Annotated in this window: 21 protein-coding genes; 7 read left to right on the top strand and 14 right to left on the bottom strand. The window is 39.3% G+C overall.

What is annotated here, in order from left to right; translation table 11 throughout:
* Position 1: 1 nt before the first annotated feature.
* A complete protein-coding gene (gene fdrA, locus QNH17_RS03015; protein ID WP_283877327.1) occupies positions 2–1546 on the bottom strand; it encodes an acyl-CoA synthetase FdrA in 1545 nt (514 codons plus the stop codon).
* Positions 1543–2436, bottom strand: a complete 894-nt coding sequence (locus tag QNH17_RS03010; RefSeq protein ID WP_283877326.1) for an oxamate carbamoyltransferase subunit AllH family protein — start codon at positions 2434–2436, stop codon at positions 1543–1545. Before QNH17_RS03010 ends, fdrA begins: the two co-directional genes overlap by 4 nt.
* Before the next feature lie 270 nt (positions 2437–2706).
* On the opposite strand from QNH17_RS03010, the gene QNH17_RS03005 reads away from it, so the two are divergent.
* Positions 2707–4416, top strand: coding sequence for a PucR family transcriptional regulator (locus QNH17_RS03005; RefSeq protein ID WP_283877325.1), 1710 nt, complete (start codon positions 2707–2709; stop codon positions 4414–4416).
* Between the two features lie 71 nt (positions 4417–4487).
* Here QNH17_RS03005 and QNH17_RS03000 read toward each other — a convergent pair whose 3' ends face one another.
* Both QNH17_RS03000 and QNH17_RS02995 read right to left on the bottom strand, forming a co-directional pair.
* A complete protein-coding gene (locus QNH17_RS03000) occupies positions 4488–5360 on the bottom strand; it encodes an alpha/beta hydrolase (protein WP_283877324.1) in 873 nt (290 codons plus the stop codon).
* 298 nt (positions 5361–5658) lie between these two features.
* Entirely contained in the window at positions 5659–6621 is a 963-nt protein-coding gene (locus tag QNH17_RS02995) for an alpha/beta hydrolase (RefSeq protein WP_283877323.1), read from the bottom strand.
* Between the two features lie 246 nt (positions 6622–6867).
* Here QNH17_RS02995 and QNH17_RS02990 point away from each other — a divergent pair, with 246 nt between their 5' ends.
* Together QNH17_RS02990 and QNH17_RS02985 are read left to right on the top strand one after the other, a co-directional pair.
* Entirely contained in the window at positions 6868–7650 is a 783-nt protein-coding gene (locus tag QNH17_RS02990; protein ID WP_283877322.1) for a GNAT family N-acetyltransferase, read from the top strand.
* A 75-nt stretch (positions 7651–7725) separates the two neighbouring features.
* On the top strand, positions 7726–7893 hold the full coding sequence (locus QNH17_RS02985) for a hypothetical protein (protein WP_155928503.1): 168 nt from the start codon (positions 7726–7728) through the stop codon (positions 7891–7893).
* A gap of 40 nt (positions 7894–7933) precedes the next feature.
* Here the strand turns inward: QNH17_RS02985 and QNH17_RS02980 are convergent, their stop codons facing one another.
* Complete coding sequence (locus tag QNH17_RS02980) at positions 7934–8368, bottom strand: SRPBCC family protein (protein WP_283877321.1); 435 nt, start codon at positions 8366–8368, stop codon at positions 7934–7936.
* 746 nt (positions 8369–9114) lie between these two features.
* On the opposite strand from QNH17_RS02980, the gene QNH17_RS02975 reads away from it, so the two are divergent.
* The 3 genes from QNH17_RS02975 (at position 9115) to ilvA (ending at position 14043) form a co-directional block, all read left to right on the top strand.
* Positions 9115–10197, top strand: a complete 1083-nt coding sequence (locus QNH17_RS02975) for a branched-chain amino acid aminotransferase (protein WP_283877320.1) — start codon at positions 9115–9117, stop codon at positions 10195–10197.
* A 458-nt stretch (positions 10198–10655) separates the two neighbouring features.
* The gene (locus QNH17_RS02970; RefSeq protein ID WP_283877319.1) at positions 10656–12689 is read left to right on the top strand and encodes a Na+/H+ antiporter; all 2034 of its coding nucleotides are present in this window, start codon (positions 10656–10658) and stop codon (positions 12687–12689) included.
* A gap of 181 nt (positions 12690–12870) precedes the next feature.
* Positions 12871–14043, top strand: coding sequence for a threonine ammonia-lyase (ilvA, locus tag QNH17_RS02965; RefSeq protein ID WP_283879418.1), 1173 nt, complete (start codon positions 12871–12873; stop codon positions 14041–14043).
* A gap of 40 nt (positions 14044–14083) precedes the next feature.
* Here the strand turns inward: ilvA and QNH17_RS02960 are convergent, their stop codons facing one another.
* From QNH17_RS02960 to QNH17_RS02920, 9 genes are all read right to left on the bottom strand, one after another.
* Entirely contained in the window at positions 14084–14422 is a 339-nt protein-coding gene (locus tag QNH17_RS02960) for a zinc ribbon domain-containing protein YjdM (protein ID WP_283877318.1), read from the bottom strand.
* Between the two features lie 66 nt (positions 14423–14488).
* Positions 14489–15388, bottom strand: coding sequence for a GNAT family N-acetyltransferase (locus QNH17_RS02955; RefSeq protein ID WP_283877317.1), 900 nt, complete (start codon positions 15386–15388; stop codon positions 14489–14491).
* 149 nt (positions 15389–15537) lie between these two features.
* Complete coding sequence (gene hxlB / locus QNH17_RS02950) at positions 15538–16086, bottom strand: 6-phospho-3-hexuloisomerase (RefSeq protein ID WP_283877316.1); 549 nt, start codon at positions 16084–16086, stop codon at positions 15538–15540.
* Complete coding sequence (hxlA, locus tag QNH17_RS02945) at positions 16080–16721, bottom strand: 3-hexulose-6-phosphate synthase (protein ID WP_283877315.1); 642 nt, start codon at positions 16719–16721, stop codon at positions 16080–16082. Before hxlA ends, hxlB begins: the two co-directional genes overlap by 7 nt.
* Before the next feature lie 147 nt (positions 16722–16868).
* The gene (locus tag QNH17_RS02940; protein WP_283877314.1) at positions 16869–17846 is read right to left on the bottom strand and encodes a LacI family DNA-binding transcriptional regulator; all 978 of its coding nucleotides are present in this window, start codon (positions 17844–17846) and stop codon (positions 16869–16871) included.
* A 231-nt stretch (positions 17847–18077) separates the two neighbouring features.
* Positions 18078–19361: an MFS transporter gene (locus QNH17_RS02935; protein ID WP_283877313.1), complete on the bottom strand. Its 1284-nt coding sequence runs from the start codon at positions 19359–19361 to the stop codon at positions 18078–18080.
* A gap of 1 nt (position 19362) precedes the next feature.
* Positions 19363–20322, bottom strand: a complete 960-nt coding sequence (locus QNH17_RS02930; RefSeq protein ID WP_283877312.1) for a sugar kinase — start codon at positions 20320–20322, stop codon at positions 19363–19365.
* A complete protein-coding gene (locus QNH17_RS02925; RefSeq protein WP_283877311.1) occupies positions 20310–21077 on the bottom strand; it encodes a sugar phosphate isomerase/epimerase family protein in 768 nt (255 codons plus the stop codon). The genes QNH17_RS02930 and QNH17_RS02925 overlap by 13 nt, the downstream gene beginning before the upstream one ends.
* Positions 21078–21288: 211 nt before the next feature.
* Positions 21289–22254, bottom strand: coding sequence for a quinone oxidoreductase family protein (locus tag QNH17_RS02920; RefSeq protein ID WP_283877310.1), 966 nt, complete (start codon positions 22252–22254; stop codon positions 21289–21291).
* Between the two features lie 223 nt (positions 22255–22477).
* On the opposite strand from QNH17_RS02920, the gene QNH17_RS02915 reads away from it, so the two are divergent.
* The gene (locus tag QNH17_RS02915) at positions 22478–23233 is read left to right on the top strand and encodes an SAM-dependent methyltransferase (RefSeq protein ID WP_283877309.1); all 756 of its coding nucleotides are present in this window, start codon (positions 22478–22480) and stop codon (positions 23231–23233) included.
* Positions 23234–23421: the final 188 nt, after the last annotated feature.

Raw genomic sequence — 23421 nt, 5'->3', positions numbered from 1 at the left:
CTTATTCTCCCTTCACAACAAATTCTCTTGCCAAAAGGCCTGCATTTTGGCTGCTGCTGGCATGTGTCACACCTGCAGCTAACAGCTTTTCTACCTGTTCTTCAAGGTTTTGAGGATCCAAATCTGTTCCAAGAACGTATCCGATAATTTCAAGATGCCTTCCCTCTTGTTCCGCATTTTGCTTTGCCTCAATGATTGCAGGAAGCATTGCTCCAACTGGGTCTTCATGTGCCCCATATCCTAAAACAAAGTCCATGACGATTACACCAACGGATGGATCTTTCGCTTCTTGGATAAATCTTGAAATTCTTGTGGACGGATCAATCATTGGATGTGGCTTACCTTGTGTGAACTCATCATCACCAAAATCAATAAATGTGTGTTCTTGACTAATATTTTTATCTTTCAAGCGATAGTTAGGATCTCTTTGGATATTACTATAGACATTATCGAACTTCTCGATTGCAGCATTCATGGCCTCGTCGCAAAGGGTACCGCCGCTGAATAGCCCGCGGATATATTTTTGTTCTGGTGTTAATTTGGTGCGGACCTCTTCAATAAGTGGTATGTTTAGTGCCCGTTTATTAATTTTGCTTTCATCAGCACCAGCCAACAATACCGCTTTAAGCGCAGCCTCTTTAGACATTTTCGCAAAATGTCCGCCAGCTTGTTTGACCTTCTCTTCATCTCCACCAACAAACCAAACAACAACTGGTTTCTTGCATTGTTTTATTTGCGCTAATACTTTCTCTTCAACACTTGGTGCAGGTGGCTTTGATACAAGAACAATGACTTTCGTGGTCTCATCCTTCTCAAGTGCTTTGATACCATCAAGCATCATGATTCCGCCAATTTCCTCTTTTAAATCTCTACCGCCAGTTCCAATCATCTGTGTGATTCCACCGCCGAATTCATGAATACGTACACTTACTTCTTGGCTTCCTGTTCCTGATGCCCCAACGATACCAATGTTCCCTTTTCTTACAGCATTGGCAAAGCACAAGGCAACATTGCCAATTATTGCTGTTCCGCAATCTGGTCCCATCATTAATAAACCTTTTTCATGGGCCAATTTCTTTAACTCAATTTCATCTTCTATGCTTACATTGTCGCTAAATAGCATGACATGGAGATTGTTTTCAAGAGCTTTTCTAGCTTCTCTCGTGGCATATGCTCCATTTACAGCAATTACTGCTAGATTAGCTTCAGGAATACCTTGAGATGCGGATGTGATTGTTGAATATTTGACTTCACCTTTCTCAGTGGAGGTTTCCTTTTTTGTCATTAATTCTTCAATAGCTATGAATGCGCTTTCACACATTTCATCATTTGCAGCATTAACCACAATGATTAAATCACTTGATTTTGCCTCTTCTACTTCGAATGTCATTAATCCCACATTTTTCATTACTTCTTTATTCATTTCTGTACCCATTGCGATAATAGCCTGTTCAACGCCGTCTATTTGGTTCGCTTTTGTTGACAGTGACATCAAAGATACAGAATCAAAATAGGTTTTTGCTTTTACAATTGCTTTTACTGTCATGATTGACCTCCTGCTTTAAGATTGGCTTTCAACCCGCAGACAAGCCCTAAGGCTAAATCTGTTCCTGATGAAGAGCCGATAGTTAGAACTTTATTTAAAGTGAGAAATAAGTCTTCTTCTTCTCCATAAAGTATGGAATAGATTAAGTGAATAACAGACTCTCTCACTTGACCAATTGATGCCTTTTTTAATGCCATATAGCTTATTTCATTTGTTAAGTTTTTTGCATTCTGCAACACTTCTTCACAAAATGATTGATGTAGATAGAAAGGGCTATTCCTCAAATTAATGATCATAAATAATCCAACTAGGTAGTCATCCCCCGAGGGAGTTAATCCTGGACCAAGACCAATTAACGAAACAGCATGATGCAAGGCACTGGTCATCCGATTATTTAATAATCCCTCTAATAATAACTTGGTTCGTTCTTCGAGCAATTTTGACATTTCAGCCTCAAAAGGACTTTGGCCAACTACTTTCTCTTTCATTCCGCCAGCTTTCCCATGGATATCGATGTATTCCACCATTCTTTTTAAATTTCGATTGATGTTTTCAGTGTTCGCTGGGTACTCTGGTAAAATACTAAACCATTTATCAGCTTGATTCGTAAATATGGCAAGCTTATTTGAAATGTGCAATACATTATTTTTTACATACACTGCATCATTGACATCGATATTGAATTCTTCCAGGCTGGGAGAATGAATCACAAGCGTATTCGGTCCATTATCAATTTGGGTGCTGGCAATCGTAAATAATTCTCCATTTTCATGACAATGGATATTAATAGTCCTTTTAAATGTGCTATGAACAAACCCAGTTAAACCCGAATTATTAATTCTTTCGATAAACCCAAGTTCACCAGATTTCGCACTCCTCGATTGTGGCACAACATTGATCTGGAACGTCTGTACATGCAGCTCCTTTCAAAGGATATATTTGTAAAGCACAGTATAAAAATTAGCCTCAACTCTTTCATTTCCCTAAAAGGGAAAAATTTGTTTTACTGCTATTTTAGTTTGACAGGTTATGACCTTACATGATTATTTTAGATAGAATGCATAAAAACATCATCGTTTAAGCAAACCAAAAAAAGTAGAAATCGTTTGTGCATGTTATACAATTATATATGTCGATTTTTCGACAAAGGAGTGATAACCTTGCTGACCGTTAAGGATTTATTTGAAATACAAGCGATTGATGGCTTAAAGATAGTTGCTGGGGAAAAAGGAATTGATAATGAAATTTCAATTGTAAATATCATTGAAAATCCCGAGGCATTTGACTGGCTTTCACCTAATGAACTCCTTTTATCAACGGGTTATATTTTTAAAGATAATGAGGATTTACAAATTAGAATACTTAACGAGCTTTCAGCTATTAATTGCGCTGGTCTCGTTGTTAAAATGAAACGATACTTCGAAAAGCTCCCACAGAAAATGATCGATTATGCAAACGAATTGGGTTTTCCACTGATTGAGCTGCCTTTTGAATATACCTTATCAAAGGTTATTTCTATTATTAATGAGAAAGCATCTGGCCGTTATGATTTATTAAATAGAAAAACCCTAGACATGCATAACTTATTTTTTCGGATTACACTGGAGGGCGGAGGGATTGAAAGGATTTCTTCCATGTTATCGGGTTCTATTAATAATCCAATTATTTTCGTTGACCCGGATTGGAAATTGCTTCACTATACAGAACATCTAAATAATAAGGTACCTCTTTCATACTGCTTCAATCTTGTTAAAAATCGACCTATTTTCAATAAGGAGTTTATTCAGTCTGTTCCTAAAGAGATAAGTGAAATGAAAAAAAGTATTCAACGCATTTATTACTTAGAAAGAATGGAAATAAAATGCCGCATCCTCCCTATCGCAGTTTCAAATAATATTTATGGATATATTGTTGTATGGCAGACTGTTCAAGATTTAACGGAGTTTGACTTTATTATTTTAGAGCAGGCGTCAACTATAATGGCACTAGAACGTATAAAGGCAAAGGAGATTGAGGAGGTAAAATTAAAAATCAAACAGGATTTCTTTGATGATTTACTAACTGGAAAAATAACATCCGTCGAAACTATTCAAACCTTTAGTGAAATGCATGGATTAAATCCGAGTTATAGTTACTATTGTATAGTCATTAATTTAGAATCAGAGGAAGATGACAGTTATGATGATATGGTTGCAAGGAGGGTTCGGTTGGAGAACAGATCCAGAAAATGTGTGGACATAGTCTATAATCTTTCGAACTATTCAAACGCTGAGGTCACATGCTTTCATAGAAACAATCGTATCATTATAATGATTGGACAAAATGACAACAAACCTTCTCTATCGGTAAATGAGATAAAACAATACGGGAATAAAATTTATAATGTACTTGAAACGGAAATAACTAACATAACCTTCTTAGTTGGAATTGGCCGTCAGTATGAAACCATTCATTCCCTTCATAAGAGCTTTTCTGAAGCCAATGAATCTATTCGGCTTATGGAGAAATTTAATATAAGAGGGGGAGTATCTCATTATGAGGATCATTCCATCTATCACTTTTTGGATAGTAATATCAAAGATTCAGAATTAGAAGAGTTTTTCAAGAAAAGCCTTGGGAAAATCTATGAGCATGATCATTTACATGGGACAAGTTATATCATTACGCTAGAGAACTATTTTATTAATAACCTTAATATTAGTGAAACAGCAAAGGCGATGTTTTTACACCGAAATACGCTTATTTACAGAATCGAGAAAATTAAGGAAATCTTAAATACTGATTTAAAAAACTCAGAGGAATTATTGCAAATACAATTAGCTTTAAAAATATTTAGACTCTTAAATAAAAAACTTCCTATCAATTCTTAAATCAGCTGGCCCCGTTCCCAATAAACCACGGGGCCCGTTATATTTTTGGGAGATTAAGAAGTCGATATGACCTATTCCGATAAATGGTATTGAAGGAATTCAATCACTTGTCTCAATGCACCTTGGACAACCGGATTATCAAAATCCTTATCAAATACATGCTCTCCATTTGGAATTGTGATTAACTTGGTTTCAACCCTTTCTTTTATCAGTGCTCCTCTCATAAATACCGATTGTTCATATGGAACATCCTCATCCTTTGTCCCGTGTAACAGTAAAGTTGGTGAATAATCCCTAGTAATATTTTGCTTTGGACAAAACTTTAAGAGTGCATCCTTATGTATTTTTGGATTTATCCCCGTAATCTCTTGGATCCATATCCCTTGTTGTCGGGCATACACATAATAGAGAAACCTCTGTTCAATCGATGCCTCTGTAATCACTTGGTCGGAGATAAGCCTTCTAGCAATATTTTTAGTGACATGGTCCTTTTGTAAATAAAAACTGCTGGGATTTGTTGCCCATTTACCAGTGATATCTCCATAGCCATAAAAAGAGACAATTGCACGTGGTTTATGTGTAAATGAACCCGTACAAAGCGCCAAAAAACCACCTGCAGAACTACCAACAACAGCAATTCTTTCCGGATCAATGGAAAATTCATTTGGTCCTTCTGATTTTAGCCACCGTAATGCATCTTGAACATCATCCAGAATGCCCGGTAATTTTGTTTCAGGAGCTAGCCTATAGTCGATAGAAAACAAAGCAAATCCATTATCATTGTAAAATTTTATCATCTCATCACTTATTCCTTCTCTTGTCCCCCAAACAAGCCCACCACCATGAATATAAACTATAACTGGTGCATGATCTTTGCTATTTCCATAGAAATCAGCCTTTATTGAAAAACAATCATTACTCTTATATATAACTGTTTTCTTCATTTGAACACTACACATCCTTCTTGTAAGTAAAATCGAATTGCTAAATTGTAAATTATTATCTAGTCCAATAAAATCCAACCGAAAAGCCATTATCTTAAATTGAGATAATCCCTGCTCTAAATTTACGACATATTTCACGTATTATAAATTGTACAACATGCCTAATAAACACCCTATATTTTTGGTCTAGGTAAACAATTAGGTTATTAGAGTTTCCTACAAAGTAATAAAATGGCAGAAAAAAAGGCAGACAGTGGTACTGTCCGCCTTTTTTGTTTACTTTTAGTGGAACTAAGTTTTACCCATTTTTCACAGTAATCTTACGGTGCAGTACATGCTTTACAGCACCTACATATTCGGCTACTGCACGCTGGCTAATAGCGGCGTTTGGAGTAAGACCTTCAAATCCGTGATAACATCCAGGATAAAGGTGGAATTCCACATCAACGCCAGCCTGGCTAAGCTTTGTTACATAGGTAAGTGTCTCATCACGGAATGGATCTAGTTGCCCTACGCAAGTATAGGTATAAGGCAGCCCCGTTAGGTCGGTTGCTCGCGCTGGTGCGGCATACGCCGAAACATTTTCCGTTCGATTTTCTCCATTGAGGTACATGGACCAGCATTTTTCATTGAGATCATGGTTCCAAATCATATTTCCGGTTATTTCTAAACTTGATGGTGTATTATTGTGATCATCAATCATCGGATACAACGGCATTTGAAAACATAATTTAGGGCCTTTTCGATCGCGAGCCAATAACGCTAGGGCAGCAGTTAGCCCTCCGCCTGCACTAGCCCCTGCTGCTCCAATCCGGGACGAATCAATGCCTAATTCATTCGCATTTTCAGACATCCATTGTAGGGCCGCATAGCAATCTTCCAAGCCTGCTGGATATGGATCCTCTGGAGCTAAACGATAATCAACCGAAACCACCACACAATTTGCATCAATGACAAATTGCTGACACAAGACATCATTATCCTCTGGCGTTCCGAGGACATATCCGCCACCGTGAATCCACAAGAGACCTGGTAACCTCTCATCTTTTTCCTTTGGTTCATAAATTCGTACCCTGACTTCAAGGTTAGCCTCTGGACCAGGAATCATCCGGTCATAAATAGCAACATGCTCATCTATTGGTATTTCGATAGATTCTGCGGCCTCTGCCATAAACTGTCTAAATTCCTTCAGGTTGTCCAAATCAAGCGGTGGAAATAATTCGAGTGTCTCTCTCAATTCAGGATCAATTCTATTTTTCATCGATATTCCCCTTTACTAGTTTTTAGAATCTCTAACATAATGTATACGCTTACTAGTTAAAAGATATACTTATTTGGACGACTTTCAGTTATTCAGATATTTAAAACTTGCGGATAATATTTGCCCCTCCCCCCTTGTTTTCACAACAATATGGAAAGAGTCAGAATTTAGGAACTAGAATTCTATAAAACACTTGAAATTTTCCAATTATTTCGTTACCTTATTGAAAATAAGGGGGGAATTGCCGTGATTAGAAAACTTACAGACCAAGACCATCAACAGGTTCTTGCTTTTTTAGGTGAGGAACCATCTATAAATCTATTTATTATCGGGGATATTGAGGCATTCGGTTATTCTTCCGAGTCCCAAGAACTCTGGGCCGAATTTGATGAACAGAACACAATTATAGCCGTACTTCTTAGGTTCCATCAATCTTTTATACCTTATGCAAAAGGAGAATTCGATCCGAGCGGTTTTGTATCGATTATTAAGGAATACAGCCAGCCTATTCTCTTATCCGGAAAATCAGAAATTGTTGCTAAATTTGAAGCATATGATGACCTCCAGCTTGGTAAAAAGCAAGTGACTTATTTTGCCGAATGCCGTACTGATGAATGCCTGTCTCCTGATAATGTCGTATATAAAAAGGCTAGCATCGAGGATGTTGACCAAATTTTAGAACTCCGCAAATCTATTGAAGAATTTTATGTCAGAGATGATGCCCGTGACGTATTGGTACAATCCATTGAGGCGAATACATCAAGAACCTATTTTACAGAGGACAATGGGGTTATGACCGCTTGTGTTTCAACCGCAGCGGAAAATTCAATGTCGGCAATGATTGTCGGTGTCTGCACGAGGAAGGAATACCGCCGGAAAGGTCTCGCCACTTCTATTATGAAAAAGGTCGTTCAGGATGTCTTAAATGAAGGGAAAACGCTTTGCTTATTCTATGATAATCCTGAGGCTGGCCGAATTTATAAGCGGTTGGGCTTTAAAGATATTGGAATGTGGACCATGCATCGCTGATTCTTGAATAAATGAGGAGTACGAATAATTCCATCCATAAAAGGTATACTACTCTTAAATTTAGGGGGTGAGTATATGCCAAATCAACAAAACAACCAGCAAAAAGGGAAAACCAATCCTAATCAGCAAGGGGCCGGGTCTCAGTATCACGAGGAGCATGCGAGTAATGTTCCAGATTATGGTGCAAACACGGTCGACCCCAATGCTTTTACTAATGCAGCTGAAAACAATGAACAATCTTGATTTTTTAGACGCCCATTTGTGGCGTTTTTTTTCGGCACTGTTAGGACTCAAGAATTTGTTTAATATTTTTTAAATCTTTCATGTTTGCTCGTTTCATCATCGGAGCCATAAACGGTGCAAATACTTTTGAAAAACCGGTTGGATTCCCTTTATTCCTTAACGTCATCCGTGTGCGATTTCCCTCGATAGATTCCCAAGTATAGATGGTCTCCATCGGAAACGGCCCTTGTGCAGTTTTCATAACTAGCTTTTTTTCTGGTATAAATTCAGTGATTTCATAGATATAGGCAAGTTCCCTTCCAAGAAAACGGGCTTTAAACGCCACTCTTGTACCCAACCTCAATGGTTTTTCTGTTTGCCATTCGGCAGATTGGATATTTACATACCATTCCGGAGCGTTGTCAGGATTCGCCCCATATTTTGATACTTCTCCCACCGGTCGCTCGATTATTATTTCTGTAAAAACATCTACCATTGTTACCCTCCACTATCTGAATTGATTGGTGTACGCTTTAATTTTTCAAAAGTGTCTTTTAAATAAAGAAAGACAAGCAAATAAATACATAGAGTCACGAGATAAATCGGAAAGGAATACGAAAACTTCCATCCTTTGTACGTGAATACATGTAGCTTAAAGCTAAGGACCTCAACTACTAATGAAATGAATGACCATGATACTATGTACCAAAATACCCTGATCCCTTTTACCTCCATTTATCATAAAAATAAACAAAGGCATAGCCAAAGGGCGGGTAAAGAAACCAAGTAATAAAATCAAACCATTCATATTTTTCTACATCAATAATATCGTATAAATCAAATTTTGTTCCGGCTAATATATGATCAATGACTTGAGCATATGTCATGCTAAAAAGAAGCATAAGAAGGGTTATGGAAAGCGGAAATCGCTTTGGAAGAATCAGCATAAATGTATATGTAAATACTATGGAAATCGTTATAAACCATTATCCTTTTGACCTGTTTAGGTATTAATTTTTAGTTTCTTCATCTTTTTAGTTAATTATGTTACTATCCTAAAAACATAAAGACATCGATTCTTTATTTTTAGAATTATTCGATTTTTTTAATCTAGAGAATAGCAGTAGGTACTGCTTAAGTGGTATAGTTAGATAATAAAGTTACTTTCAATTTAGAATTTCTATAGTACACAAGCCTACTAATCAACAAGATAAAGTAGAGAATCGACAAGAGGTGTTAACCATGAAACAAGATATTGCATTTATTCAAAGAGAAGTGTTAAAGGAAAAGCCTGATTTTGCATCACTTGGTTTTGGAAAGTATTTTAGTGATTATATGTTTGTCATGGATTATCAACATGAAGTCGGCTGGTATGATCCGAGAATTACTCCTTATGAACCCTTAACGCTTGAACCGTCTGCGATGGTTTTTCACTATGGACAAGCAATCTTTGAGGGAATGAAAGCCTATAAGACGGCTGATGGTGCCATCCAGCTTTTCCGTCCAGAAAAAAACATGAGACGTTTGAATGAATCATGCGAAAGACTATGCATTCCGCAAATTGATGAGGAATTTCTATTAAAAGCGATTAAACAATTAATTTTAACTGAAAAAGATTGGGTTCCTGAAGGTGAAGGGACTTCTCTCTACATTCGTCCTTTTATATTCTCAACGGAACCATATCTTGGCGTCCGCCCTGCGAAACAATATAAATTGCTTGTGATTCTCTCTCCATCTGGAGCTTATTATGGAGACCAGTTAAGCCCTGTTAGAATCTATGTAGAAGAACATTATGTTCGGGCTGTTATTGGCGGAGTAGGTCATGTAAAAACAGCTGGAAACTATGCTGCCAGTCTGAAAGCACAGGAAAAAGCAGATGAAAATGGATTTGCCCAAATTCTCTGGCTTGATGCTAAGGAGAATAAGTATGTAGAAGAAGTTGGCAGCATGAATATCTTCTTCAAAATTAATGGTGAAGTAGTCACACCACGATTAAATGGAAGTATCTTACCAGGGGTAACACGTGATTCCGTGATTGAATTATTAAAATACTGGAATATCCCTGTACGAGAAGAGAAGATCTCGATTGAAGAGGTATTCGCAGCGCATGCACGCGGCGAGCTTGAAGAAGTGTTTGGTGCAGGAACAGCTGCTGTTATTTCCCCTGTTGGCGAATTAACTTGGAATGACCAAGCAATTACAATAAATGATCGTCAAATCGGTGAACTCTCTCAGCGTATTTATGATGAAGTGACCGGCATCCAAACTGGGAAAAAAGAAGATCCGTTTAACTGGACAGTGAAGGTTGAACAGGTAGAGGTGTAAAAAGGATACTGGCCGGGCAAACCGCCCGGTTCTTTTTTGTTTAGCAAATCTTACCTCATCACAGTGACACTCGTTTCCACAAGTTACCGCTTACCTGATTTTCCACCCTTCACGGGTACTATTCGCATTCACTAGTTACCGTTTAACCATTTTTTCCGACTTCAGGGGAACCATACAACTCCTATGGTTACCGCTGAAACCATTTTTCACTCCCCACGGGCAATATACGGCTCCTATGATTACCGCTGAACTAATTTTCCACTCCTCACGGGCACCATACAGCTCCTATGATTACCCGTTAATCAATTCCCTCCTCTCCACGGGCACCATACGAATCCTGAATCGAATGTGGCGAAGCCTGCACTGTTCGCTTATTTTTTTGAAAAAGTGAAATTCCCCTCTCGAATGTGTTGAAAAATATCTTAATTACACAAAATACTTAAGAGAGGAGACCTGCAATGGAACTTTTTTTGCTTATACTTTTTTTACTTGCTGTCATTGGATTATCTAGTTTTATCCATCATTTTTTGCCATACGTCCCAGTACCGCTGGTTCAAATTGCACTCGGGGTGTTACTTGCTTCGCTGCCGTTAGGCATTCATATCCCGATGGAACCGGAATTGTTCTTTGTTTTATTTATCGCTCCCCTGCTTTTTCATGATGGTAAAAATGTTTCACGGCACGCATTATGGAAATTACGAAAACCAATCCTATTGCTGGCTCTTGGTCTTGTGTTTGTTACCGTATTTGCAATAGGATATTTAATCTATTGGCTGATTCCGTCGATTCCACTGCCAGCCGCTTTTGCTTTGGCTGCGATTCTTTCTCCGACCGATGTCGTTGCTGTAAGTGCCATTTCGAGTCGGGTGAAGATACCGGAAACGATCATGCATATCCTTGAAGGAGAGGGATTAATGAACGATGCCTCTGGATTGGTTGCATTTAAATTTGCGGTTGCCGCGACGGTAACAGGTGTTTTTTCATTGGCTCAGGCAAGCGGGAGTTTCATCGTAATTGCTATGGGCGGACTGGCTGGCGGTGCACTTCTTTCGATACTAATCATTCAACTGAAAATCTTTATTCGCCGGCTGGGGATGGAGGATGTGACCATCCACATGTTGATCCAACTTCTCACCCCATTCGTGATTTTTTACCTTGTGGAGCATGTTCATCTCTCGGGTATTTTATCTGTCGTTTCGGCAGGTATTGTACATACCATCTACCGGGAACGTGACCAATCCCCTGCGATGAAATTGCAATTGGTTTCACAAAACACGTGGACGGTACTTATCTATATTTTGAACGGATTAGTGTTCGTCCTTTTAGGTCTGCAAATTCCAAGTGTTATTAGTGAAATTTTCAAAGACCCGCTGTTTAATAATTGGGAAGTGAGTAAGTATATTTTCATCATATCAACTGCACTTCTCTTCTTGCGCTTCTTATGGATCGGCGCGGCCTGGAAGTGGGAGTGGCTCAAAAAGGAAATCAAAATGCCCTCAATGAGAGCGATTGGCATTCTCACTATTTCCGGAGTCAGAGGAGCGGTTACCCTGGCAGGGGCATTCACCATTCCATATGTCCTAGCCGACGGATCTCCCTTTCCTCAGCGTTCTTTAATTATTTTTATAGCTGCTGGAGTTATTCTAGTTACGCTCATAACGGCCAGTATCTTTTTGCCTATTCTTGCAAGAACGGAAAAAGTAAACGCTAATGAACAACGGAAAGAAATGTTGCGAGAGGCGAAGCTGCGGACGATTGATTCAGCCATTCGTTCGATTCGTGAATTGATGAATGATGAGAATCGTGGCGCAGCGGTCTCGGTAATTGCCTCATACAATCAAATCCGAAATCAACTGATTACTGAAAATAATAAAAACTCCGAGCACCTAAAAATACTCGAAACTGAAATTCGGATGAAGGCTTTGGACGCTGAAGCCCTCTACATTGAAACATTAAAATTAGAGGGTAAAATAGACCGAGAAACTTATTATTTGTCTGAGGAACATATTCAGAGAATGAGGCTTGCTGTGACCAATCGGATGCGCTTTAGAAGATTATTTATCGGAACACTGGCTAAAAGAAGTGTATTAAAACTGATTCAATTAATCATGCCGAAAAGCCAGCAACAGCTTGAAACCCGCCAGGCACAATTGAAGAAAATGATTCAGTTAAAAATGAATATGGCTAAAGCCGCCATTAAGTCTTTAAATAACCAGATGACACCTGAAAATGAGCATGTGTATTTAGTGATTATCGGAGAATATAGCGAAATGCTTACGAAATTTAAATTAGCAAAAAAGGGTGCCGACTCTGCTCATTACAGAGATTTACAAAGAGAATTGCGTGTAAAGGCATTCCAGGCTGAAAGAGATGAAATTCAGAATTTGTACGAAGAAGGAGAAATCACCACCGATATCATCCGGAAAATTCGCAAGCAGATCAATATTCGGGAAGCCTATTGGATGGAAGAAAGCAGTCTCCATTCTCATTAGTATTCCACCGCAAACACGAATAGAGAAGTGAAAGCCTGGACAGACCTTATGCCTCTCTTTCTACAATTAGTCTTTTCATGACATAGTTTATTTGCTCCAGTACATCCTAAAAAGAAGAACTTTTTTGGACGGAGGAGGAAATACATTGAACATTGACGATATCATCGTAGCACGTGAGAAAATGAAGGGAATTGTTCATACCACTCCCCTTGATTACTCGAAAACATTTAGTCAGCTCGCTCATAATGAAATCTTTTTAAAACTGGAAAATCTCCAAAAGACAGGCTCCTTTAAAGTAAGGGGCTCGTACAATAAGCTTAATTCGTTATCAAAGGAGGAACTGGCAAAGGGTGTAGTCGCTGCATCAGCGGGAAATCACGCACAAGGTGTGGCCTATTCGAGCCAAATGCTTGGTGTTCCTTGTACCATAGTAATGCCAAAAGGTGCACCACTTAGTAAAATCCTGGCTACAAAGCAATATGGGGCAGAAGTTGTCCTAGAAGGGGCAGTATTTGATGACGCTCTCGCTTATGCATTAGAACTGAAAGAGCAAATGGGTGCTACTTTTATTCACGCTTTTGATGATGAAGAAATTATGACAGGGCAAGGAACGGTTGGATTAGAAATTCTTGATCAGCTCCCTGAAGTAGAAGCTGTTATTTGCCCTATTGGCGGCGGAGGGCTGATTGCTGGTGTCGCTACGGCTATTAAGGAGAAAAATCCCAATATATCTGTATACGGTATTCAAGCACTTGCCTGCCCAAGTATGAAACAGTCCCTGTTTGAACATAAGCCTGTTATGGTGGATTCAACCCCTACAATGGCGGATGGAATTGCAGTGAAGAAACCGGGCCTCAAACCGTTTGAAGTGGTCCAAAAATACGTGGACGATGTATTTTGTGTCGATGAAATGGAAATTGCAAGGACCATGCTTATGCTATTGGAAAGAAATAAACTGTTAGTAGAGGGTTCGGGTGCTGTCTCACTTGCTTCCTTACTTTATGAAAAAATAAATATAAAGAAGAAAAAAGTGGTGGCTGTGTTAAGCGGTGGGAACGTCGATATGAATTTTATCTCAAGAATTATTGAACGGGGCTTGGTTGAGTCTGGAAGATACGCTAATTTTATTATTACTTTAAAAGACAAACCTGGTGAACTGCAACGGGTCTTAGGCTCGATTACTGATTTAGATGCCAATGTTCAATCCGTTAATCTTCATCGAATCGGCAAGGATATTTATCCTGGCTATGCTCAAATTGAGATTTCGGTTGAGACTAAAAACCACGATCATATTGAGCTATTGCATAAAGCCCTGACTGAGAAAAACTATTATGTAGAAATGGGACATTGTTAAGAGCTAAGCATATATGCCTAGCTCTTCTCATTCCTGCACATTACAACTTTTTAACAAATTCTGACTTTAAACTCATTGCTCCAAAACCATCAATTTTGCAATCAATATTATGGTCGCCATCCACTAAGCGGATGTTTTTAACCTTTGTACCTGCTTTTAAAACCGAAGAACTCCCTTTTACTTTTAAGTCCTTGATGACAGTAATAGAGTCTCCATCGGTTAAAACATTTCCATTAGAATCTTTCACCACTGTTTGCTCTTCCTGTTCTGCTACGGATTCTAAATTCCATTCATGAGCACATTCTGGGCAAACAAACAGACTTCCATCCTCGTACGTATATTCTGAATTACATTTTGGGCAGTTCGGTAAATTAGACATCTGTACTATACCTCCATTCATCCCTGTTATTCTAATACATGCAATGGCTTCTAGTCTATAATCTGTTTACGCCTGAAAAATATATTCGTAGCAAGCTACCCCCTCAACTTGCCGAAAACCTTCATTAACATATAAAGCCTGGGCCCGCTCGTTTTCTCCATTGACCGACAGAATGGTTTTATGGTAGCCCTTTTCCTTTGCAAACTGAAGGGAAGCCCTTAGGAGAAGTCTGCCTAACCCTTGTCCCTGATATTCAGGAATGATAGCAAGCGGGCCTATATTCATAATTGGAGCTCCTTCATATTCGTCGTCGGCCCCCCTTACGATACCAACCGGTGTTTCGAGATGATAAAGAATTTTCATACCGCCTTCTAGGTAATCGTTGCCTTCAGCCATTTTGGCCACCATTTCTGGAGTAACCGGTGTTTCATTGCCCTTTAGTTTTGCAAACCCAGCATTGCGGACTTCACTCCAAATCTTTTCATCTACCCCAGAGCGAAATGATTGAATACGATAATCTTGCGGTATGCTCCATTCAAGAACATCGCTGTTTTCTCTAACCAGCAAAAAGGCGTACCTCTCTACTGAAAAATCTAACTGCGTCATCACGCTTATCAATCGTTGATTATTCAAAGGTATAAAAATGTAAATCTTCCTTAATCCTTCTGTATGCTTTAAAAGACCACGCAGCAGTTCCTTATAAATGTCGGGCTCCTCGACTTCGGAATGAAAAATTCGAAAGCGTGCCCTTTGTCCACGACGATTGTATTCATCAATAATCAGCGAAGCCGCCCCGATGATCTCACCTTGTTCATCCAACACAATATACGTCGGATTTTCGGCATTGGGCGTAAATTCCTTTAGATCCTCTTCATACAAAAAAGAATCATCCACCTCATTCCGATGTTTCCTGCAATACTCAATAAAGCCATTAACCCTGTCTGGTTTCAGAACCTCTACCCTCATTAAGACAAAACCCCCGATTAAAAATACATTTTCAACTTATATATTCTTGAAAACCACTTCGTTTCCTTGTTTTCACGCTCTAGTAAAAAAAGAGTGCCTGACACCAATTCGGTGAATACCGAATTGGTGTCAGGCACCATTCATTTTTTCTATTCTAAATTGCTATGTCGGCCGAATGCTAGTGTGTGGTCTACTTCATTGAGTTTGCTGTAAAGCAAACATAAGGTATCAAATAGAATATGAGCACATTGGTCGAATAACGAACCAAGCGGCTGGATTGTTTTCAACTCATTCTCGCGGCGATATTTTGTGGCGGCTGGTACGTGAAGAATCTGTGTTGCCGCTGCTGCTAACAGTGATTCAGGATTGGTAGTCACAGCCATTACAGAACAGCCTAGTGAGTTCGTTTTTTCAGCAGTCCAAACCACATTTTTCGTTGTACCGGAACCCGAAATGGCCACTAAAAGATCACCTTCTGCAATAGATGGCGTGATCGTTTCCCCTACAACGAATACCGTTGCTCCCAAATGCATCAAGCGCATTGCAAATGATTTGGCCATTAACCCGGAGCGTCCTTCACCGATGACAAAAATCCGCTTTGCTTTTTGCAATTGAACTGCTAACTCTTGAAGCTGGGCCTCTTCCACTTGGCTAAGGACCGTTTCTACTTCTTTTAAAATAGTAGGAATTACTAACATGGCATTTTCTCCTTTGTTTGTAAAATAATTTGTTTAAATTGTTGTGCCGCCGCTGATGGATCTTCCGCTTTTGTAATTGCTGAACCGATAATGACTACCGCTGGATTCAGTGACCCGATGAGATTCTCGATCGAATCCAGCTTAATTCCGCCTGCTGCGGCTACCTGAAACGCTGAGAAATTACTAGGCTTTGTTCCTTGATTTTGACTGCCTAATTCCTCTTGTTGGTCCTTGCTCACGTGCTCGCAAAAAATGGCTTCATTGTATTTCCGTAATGCTTGTTTTTGTTCATCGGACGTATTTAACAGATCAATCATGACCTTTTTTTGATATCGATTGGCTACTTCCATACATGTATCAATGGTTACTATAGGAGAAACTCCCATAACGGTCGCAACATCTGCTCCCGCTTCAAAGCAAAGTTCAAATTCATAGCGCGCATTATCTATTGTTTTAATATCTGCAACAATTTGTTTATGAGGAAAGGCTTGTTTTATCTCTTTAATACTCGTTACACCGAATTCTTTAATTAGCGAAGTCCCAACCTCAATCCAATCAATGGAATCCTCCACTTTTTTCGTTAATTCAATCGCTTCTGCAATTTCCATTCGATCCAAAGCCAGTTGTATATTCATAATCAAACTCCTTTATATGGGTTTGTTGATAAACCGATTTACTAAATCGGTTTATGAAAAGATTATACTTCATTTGTAAGCGTTTTTCAATATGTGCCTGAACCCCGTTATGGTGTCAGGCACCAACAAAAGAAGCCTATAGATTTTTTACATCATTCTGCTTGGAAAGACAAACACTTCAGGGTTTATGTTTTCTTTGTTTATTTGTTCGAATAATAGTTTGGCTGCCTTTTTTCCCATATCCTTTGCAGGCTGTACGATGAAGGAAATCGGGGCCTCTAGCAAATGCGCGAATGGAATATTATCAAATACGATCAACTCAAGTTCTTTTCCAAGCTTAATGCCTTTTTCCTTTAGAAATTCTAGAACCGCCAGTAAGACACGATCATTTGCAGCAAAGATTGCTGTTGGCTTAACATCTAAAGAAAAGAGTTGTTCAATTTTGCTTTTCAATTCGGGGATACTTGCTTCAATAATAAAGTCGGGATTAATCTCCATATTTGCATCCGTTATTGCCAGTTTATATCCTGCCAATCGATCGATACGGGTACTAACAGTCAGCGGCTGTACCACAAAAGCAATATTCTGGTGCCCCTTTTCAATCAAATGCTGTACAGCCTTATAAGTAGAATCCGTATTATCGGTAATGATGGAAAACACATCAAGATTCTCCACTTTTCTATCAACAAAAACAACGGGATAGCCCTGTTTGACCATCCGTTTGTATAGATCATTATTTTTCCCTGTCGGAAAAATGATCAAACCATCTACCTGCTTCGCTCTTAACATTTCAATATATTTCTTTTCCTTTTCGGGATCATCATCGGCATTACAGACGATGGCGTGCAAATCATGTTTATGACAAAAATCCTCAATCGCACGGCTGATTTCTGTTGAAAAATAATGAGTAATATTGGCGACAATGATTCCCACCATCGAGGTCCGCTTTTGTTTCAGGCTTCTTGCGATAAAATTTGGCTGGTAGCCCAGCTCTTCAATCGCTTCTTCAATCTTAAGTTTCGTTTTCTCACCCATATATTCAAACCGTTTATTTAAATATTGAGAAACGGTACTTTTCGATACACCGGCTGCTTTTGCTACGTCGGCCATTGTTACTTTTTCCATGCCTATCTTCCTCTTTCCTCTTGGTCACTAACTTCATTTTATCCGGAAATCTACTAACTTTCCAGTTGGGGCCGAACGGAGTATTCTTAGAAAAGAGAACCTCATCATCCATGAAAAATTTTAGTGTGTTTGTTGGGGACAGTTCCACCACTTTCTTGATGGGGTTTGTCCGTAAGAACCTTTATAAATTAGAAACAGCCTTGGAAAGATTCCAAAGCTGCTTCCACTTTATTAAGCGCTCACTTTAACATCTGCTGGCTTACTTTTATCCTTTTTTGCCGCTTTTACCGCCATGATCGTTAAGATTGCGGAAAGGAATAGAGATCCTGCCATAAAGATATAAGAAGTACCGAATCCACCTGTAGCATCATTTAAATATCCAACGATATAAGCACCTACAAAGGAGCCTAACGCACCCATACTGTTAATAAGAGCCATCGCACCGCCAGCTACATTACGCGGCAGAATTTCAGGAATGATAGCAAAGAATGGACCGTATGGAGCATACATGGCACCGCCAGCAATCACGAGTAAGACAAATGAAATCCAGAAATGTTCTGTTCCAATCGCATAAGAGGCATAGAAAGCGATTGCACCAATCAATAGGAACGGCCAAACAAATGCGTTTCGATTCAATGTTTTATCAGAGAAATATGAAGCAACTAACATTAGAATAATGGCTAAAATATAAGGAACTGAAGATAACCAGCCTGTTTTTACGATATCCATATTTGGCGCGGCCTTAATAATCGATGGAAGCCACATGACAAATCCATATACACCAATGCTCCATAAAAAGTATTGCGCGCTTAACAAAATAACTGGTTTTGATTTAAAGGCTTCGCTGTAATTTTTTACCGGCTTAATTCCTTCTTGCTCTTTTGCTAATTGTTTCTCAAAATCATTCTTTTCTTGTTCGGTTAACCATTTTGCTTCTCTTGGTTTGTCGTTGACAATTTTCCACCAAATGAATGCCCAAATAACAGCCGGAAGCCCTTCAGCAATGAACATCCATCTCCAGCCTACAGAGTTAACTAAATAACCAGAAACAATTGACATCCATAATACGGTTGCTGGGTTTCCTAAAATCAAAAACGTATTCGCACGGGATCGCTCTGCTTTCGTGAACCAGTTACTTAAAAGGACTAACATCGAAGGCATTACGGCACTTTCTACTACCCCAAGCGCAAAGCGAATCACAAATAACAATTTAATATTCGTGATCATACCTGTAAAGGAAGCCAATAACCCCCATGCAATCAAAGACCAGAAGATTAAAACCTTCGCACTTTTTTTCTCGGCAAATGCAGCACCTGGTACTTGGAAAAAGAAATATCCTAAAAAGAATAGAGAACCAAGTAAGGATGAAGTACCAGCAGTAATGTGAAGATCCTCCGCTAATCCTGAAGCAGCTCCGAATCCATAGTTGGCACGGTCAAGGTAAGCAAGACTATAGGTAATAAAAGCAATTGGAATAAGACGTAACCAGCGTTGTTTCGCAATCGTTTGTTTCATGTTATTTCACTCCCTCTAATTGATTTTCTATATATTTTTCTAACGCTGCTTTGGTTGGATAGCCATCGTTATCACCAGGTGATTGGACCGCTAACGCACCAATCGCATTGCCTCTTAAAACCGCATCCTGAACGTTGAGACCTTCGAGTAATCCACTGATCACCCCAACGGCAAAACCATCACCGGCACCAACGGTATCAACCACTTTTTCCACACGAAAACCGCGAACGGTACCTTCTTCTGTTGCTGTTTTATAAAAAGCTCCTTCAGCCCCAAGCTTAATGACTACCAGCTCTACCCCCTTTTCTAAATAGAAGGAAGCGATATCACGAGGTTCCTTAAATCCTGTTAAAATTTCACCCTCACCGATGCCCGGTAATACATAATCTGCTTGGAACGCCACTTCGTTGATTTCCTTTACCATTTCTTTTTGTGATGCCCAAAGAGTGGGTCTTAAATTCGGGTCAAAGGAAACCTTTTTACCATTCTTTTTCATAAACGTTAAAGCGTGTTTTGCAAAGGATCTTGCACTTTCCGAAAGGGCTAATGGAATCCCCGTCATATGCATATGCTTTGCACGCTGAAAGTACTCTTCATTGAAATCATCGCAGTTTAAATAGCTTGCTGCCGATCCTTTGCGAAAATATTGAACCTCTGGATCGCCTTCTAACACCATCGATTTCAATTGAAATCCAGTTGGATAATGTCGGTCGATTAAAACATGTTCGATGTCAACGTTTTCATTTTTGATCCGTTCGATGACAAATTTTCCAAACGCATCGTTTCCGACTTTACTTGCCCATCCAGAGCGTAAACCAAGTCTGGCAAGCCCGATGGCTACATTCGTTTCTGCCCCGGCAAGTTCACGGGTAAATTGGCTGACTTCGTGTAAGGAACCAGGATGATTTGCTATAAACATTGCCATGGCTTCTCCAAAAGTAATTGTATCTAACTGTTGCATGTTAAAGCCTCCCCTTCCATTATCATCTGAATAAACTCTCGTGTCCTCTCCTTCGGTTCGATTGGAAACTCAAGCGCTTTTACCATTTCAGATGGAAAACGATTCATGACCTTTTCCCAACTATGGCTTCCGTCTTTTTGTAATGGCACCGTGATGAACTCTCCCTTATCATCTTCTACTTGTTTTAAATGAAGATACTCGACGTATGGTGCAAGTTTGCTAAGGGCAACGTCCACATCCTGGCCAGAATAATACCAGTTTCCGGCATCAAATGTCATTTTAACTGGTGTGCCCTGCTCGGAGGCGCTTTCAAAAAAGGATGATAAATGATTGATATTCCCGCCATGAAGCGTTTGATCATTTTCAACAAACAATTGAACTTCCTGATGCTGATCCAAAAAGGTATTCAGTTCAATAAGATTGGATTGGCCTTTTTGAAAATGCCCAAGAGAAACCTTGATCCATTTAGCTCCTAGCTCTTTTCCTTCTTCAAAAATCTCATTTAATTCCTTCTTGTTCAATTCGTGATTCTCTTTCCATAACTCAATCGGAGCTGAATAAACAGTGAATAATTGATATTGTGCAATTACTTGTTTAATTTGATTTAGTGGTGGATCTTGGTCCGACAATAATTCGCGTCGAATCTCAATTCCATAAGCACCTGAATCTGCAATGAGCCTAATAAATGAAGTTTGCCCCTTCTTCAAGACTTCAAATCTATTAAATGCGTTTATCGGGACAATTACTTTATTCATAACAAAATCCCCTTTTTAAAAAATACTTAGGATAAATCTTTTTAGTAAACCGATTTAGTAAATCGATTTATAAATATTATAAACCCAGTGAAAGCGCTTTTGCAATAAAAAATTAAATTTTTTCTTTATCCTGATTTTGGTGCCTGACACCAAAGATGACTCCAAAAGAAATACCCCCACAATTGTAGAGGCACGTAAGTTTATATGGATATTATGGTATTAATAATATTTTCCCTGTGCTCTGCCGACTTTCTAAATAACGGTGTGCTTCTTGACCATCGCTTAGTGCGAAGGTAGTTGGATCGGATACTTTAACCTTTCCTTCCGTCATCCACTGGAACAGCTCAGTTGAACGAGAAATTCGTTCTTCTCGGGAGGTAAGCACATTCCAAAGGTCACCACCCGTCAAGGTCTTGGATGTATCCATTAACATTCTTGGATCCACTAAAGCTGGATCCCCTCCTGCCATTCCGTAAAATACTACAGTCCCGCCAATGCGAGTGACATCAAAACTGTCTTGCAGCGTTGAACCCACTGATTCATAGACCACATCGACACCTTTACCGTTTGTCGCATCGAGGATTTGCCTCTTCCAATCATCCTTGTACAAGAACACTTTATCCGCTCCCGCTTCTACTGCCGCCTCCGCTTTTTCCAAGGATGAAGTTAAACCTATAACTGTTCCGCCTAGTAATTTTCCAATTTGAATTAAAAGCTGCCCGACCCCGCCTGCTGCTGCATGGACCAGTACGACATCATTCTTTTTCACGGGATAACTATCCTTTGTTAAATAATGAGCCGTTAATCCTTGTAACAGCACGGAAGCCCCTTCCGCAAATGAGATTGTTTCAGGCAGAGGAATCGCTTTTTCCACAGGAACGGCTACGAACTCTGCATTTGCATGTGGGACATCGGCAAAGGCAACCCGGTCGCCAATGTGGATATCTTGGACATTTGCTCCTACCTTTGCGACTATTCCTGCCCCTTCATATCCTAAGATATAGGGAGGCTCTCCCTCTAGATGGTAGTTTCCTTTTCTTCTATATATATCGGCAAAATTTAGGCCTATTGCTTTCATATTAAGGAGTACTTCATCCGGACCGATAACAGGTTCGTTGATTTCTGAATACTTCAGTACCTCTGGCCCGCCAAACGTATTAAAAACTAATGCTCTCATATTGATAACCTCATTTAAACTAATTTTGCACTACGCTTTTATTAAATAGAATTGTGTTAAAGATTGCAACTCACTTAACTGGCAAAGTGCCCTCATAAAGAAAGACCTATCTCTTCTATTCAGCTTTACTTTAGATACGATTCAATCCATTACGTTTAACTTGCTTCATAAAGCTGAGTAAGATACGCTTCATACAGACCACTTAAACAAGGAGATATTAATAATGGATAGAAATAAATTTTCAGCAATTGCCCACCGCGATCATGCCTTTAGTAATCCTATTAACGAAAAAAAGATAATGAAAATGCTTGATATTGTCTCTCCAAAAGCCTCTGACAAAGTGATTGATATTGGAGCAGGAAAGTGTGAACTGTTAATTCGCTTGGTGGAAAATTACCAAGTAACCGCTACAGCTATCGAATTGTATGAAGGGGCCATCGAAGAAGCAAAGCAAAAGGCAAACGGCAGAATTCCTGAAGGCAGCATCGAGTTTATAGTGGAAGATGCAACCTCGGCAGTCGATAGATGTAAAGAAGCTGGATATGATATTGGCATTTGTATTGGTTCAACTCACGCATTAGGCGGACTTGAACCCACCCTACAGACATTAAAACGTCTAGTTAAGAAAAATGGCTACATTCTAATTGGCGAGGGATATTGGAAACATACTCCAAGCCCTGCATATTTAGAAGCGCTCGGAGGAGCTGACGAGTCGGAATGTAAAACCCATGCGGATACTGTTAAAGCTGGAGAAGAATTAGGGTTAATCCCGCTTTGGTCTTATGTAGCCAATGATGATGAATGGGATGAATACGAATGGCTTTATTCGATGTCCGTTGAGAATTATTGCCTTGAATCTCCAGATGACCCCGATTGTGAAGCCATGCTAGAGCGGATCCGAACTTGGCGTCGGACTTATTTGACCTGGGGCAGGGATACGTTGGGATTCGGTTTGTATTTGTATAGGAATAACAAATAGTACCTTACAATCCTTATATACCAAGGCTTCCACCCTATTTAATCAAACGTTTGATTAGTTTTTTAGAGGTATTTTTCGACCTTTTTTAATCAAACGTTTGATTAGTTTTTCCTCAAAAAAATTTCTCACACCAGAAGAAGCCTTCAATACCAAGGCCTCTCCCCCATTTACTCAATCGTTTGATTAGT

The organism is Neobacillus sp. SuZ13 (assembly GCF_030123365.1).
Lineage (GTDB): Bacteria > Bacillota > Bacilli > Bacillales > Cytobacillaceae > Neobacillus.
The sequence above is the reverse complement of the archived record's forward strand: the minus strand, read 5'-3'. Positions and strand labels throughout refer to the sequence as shown.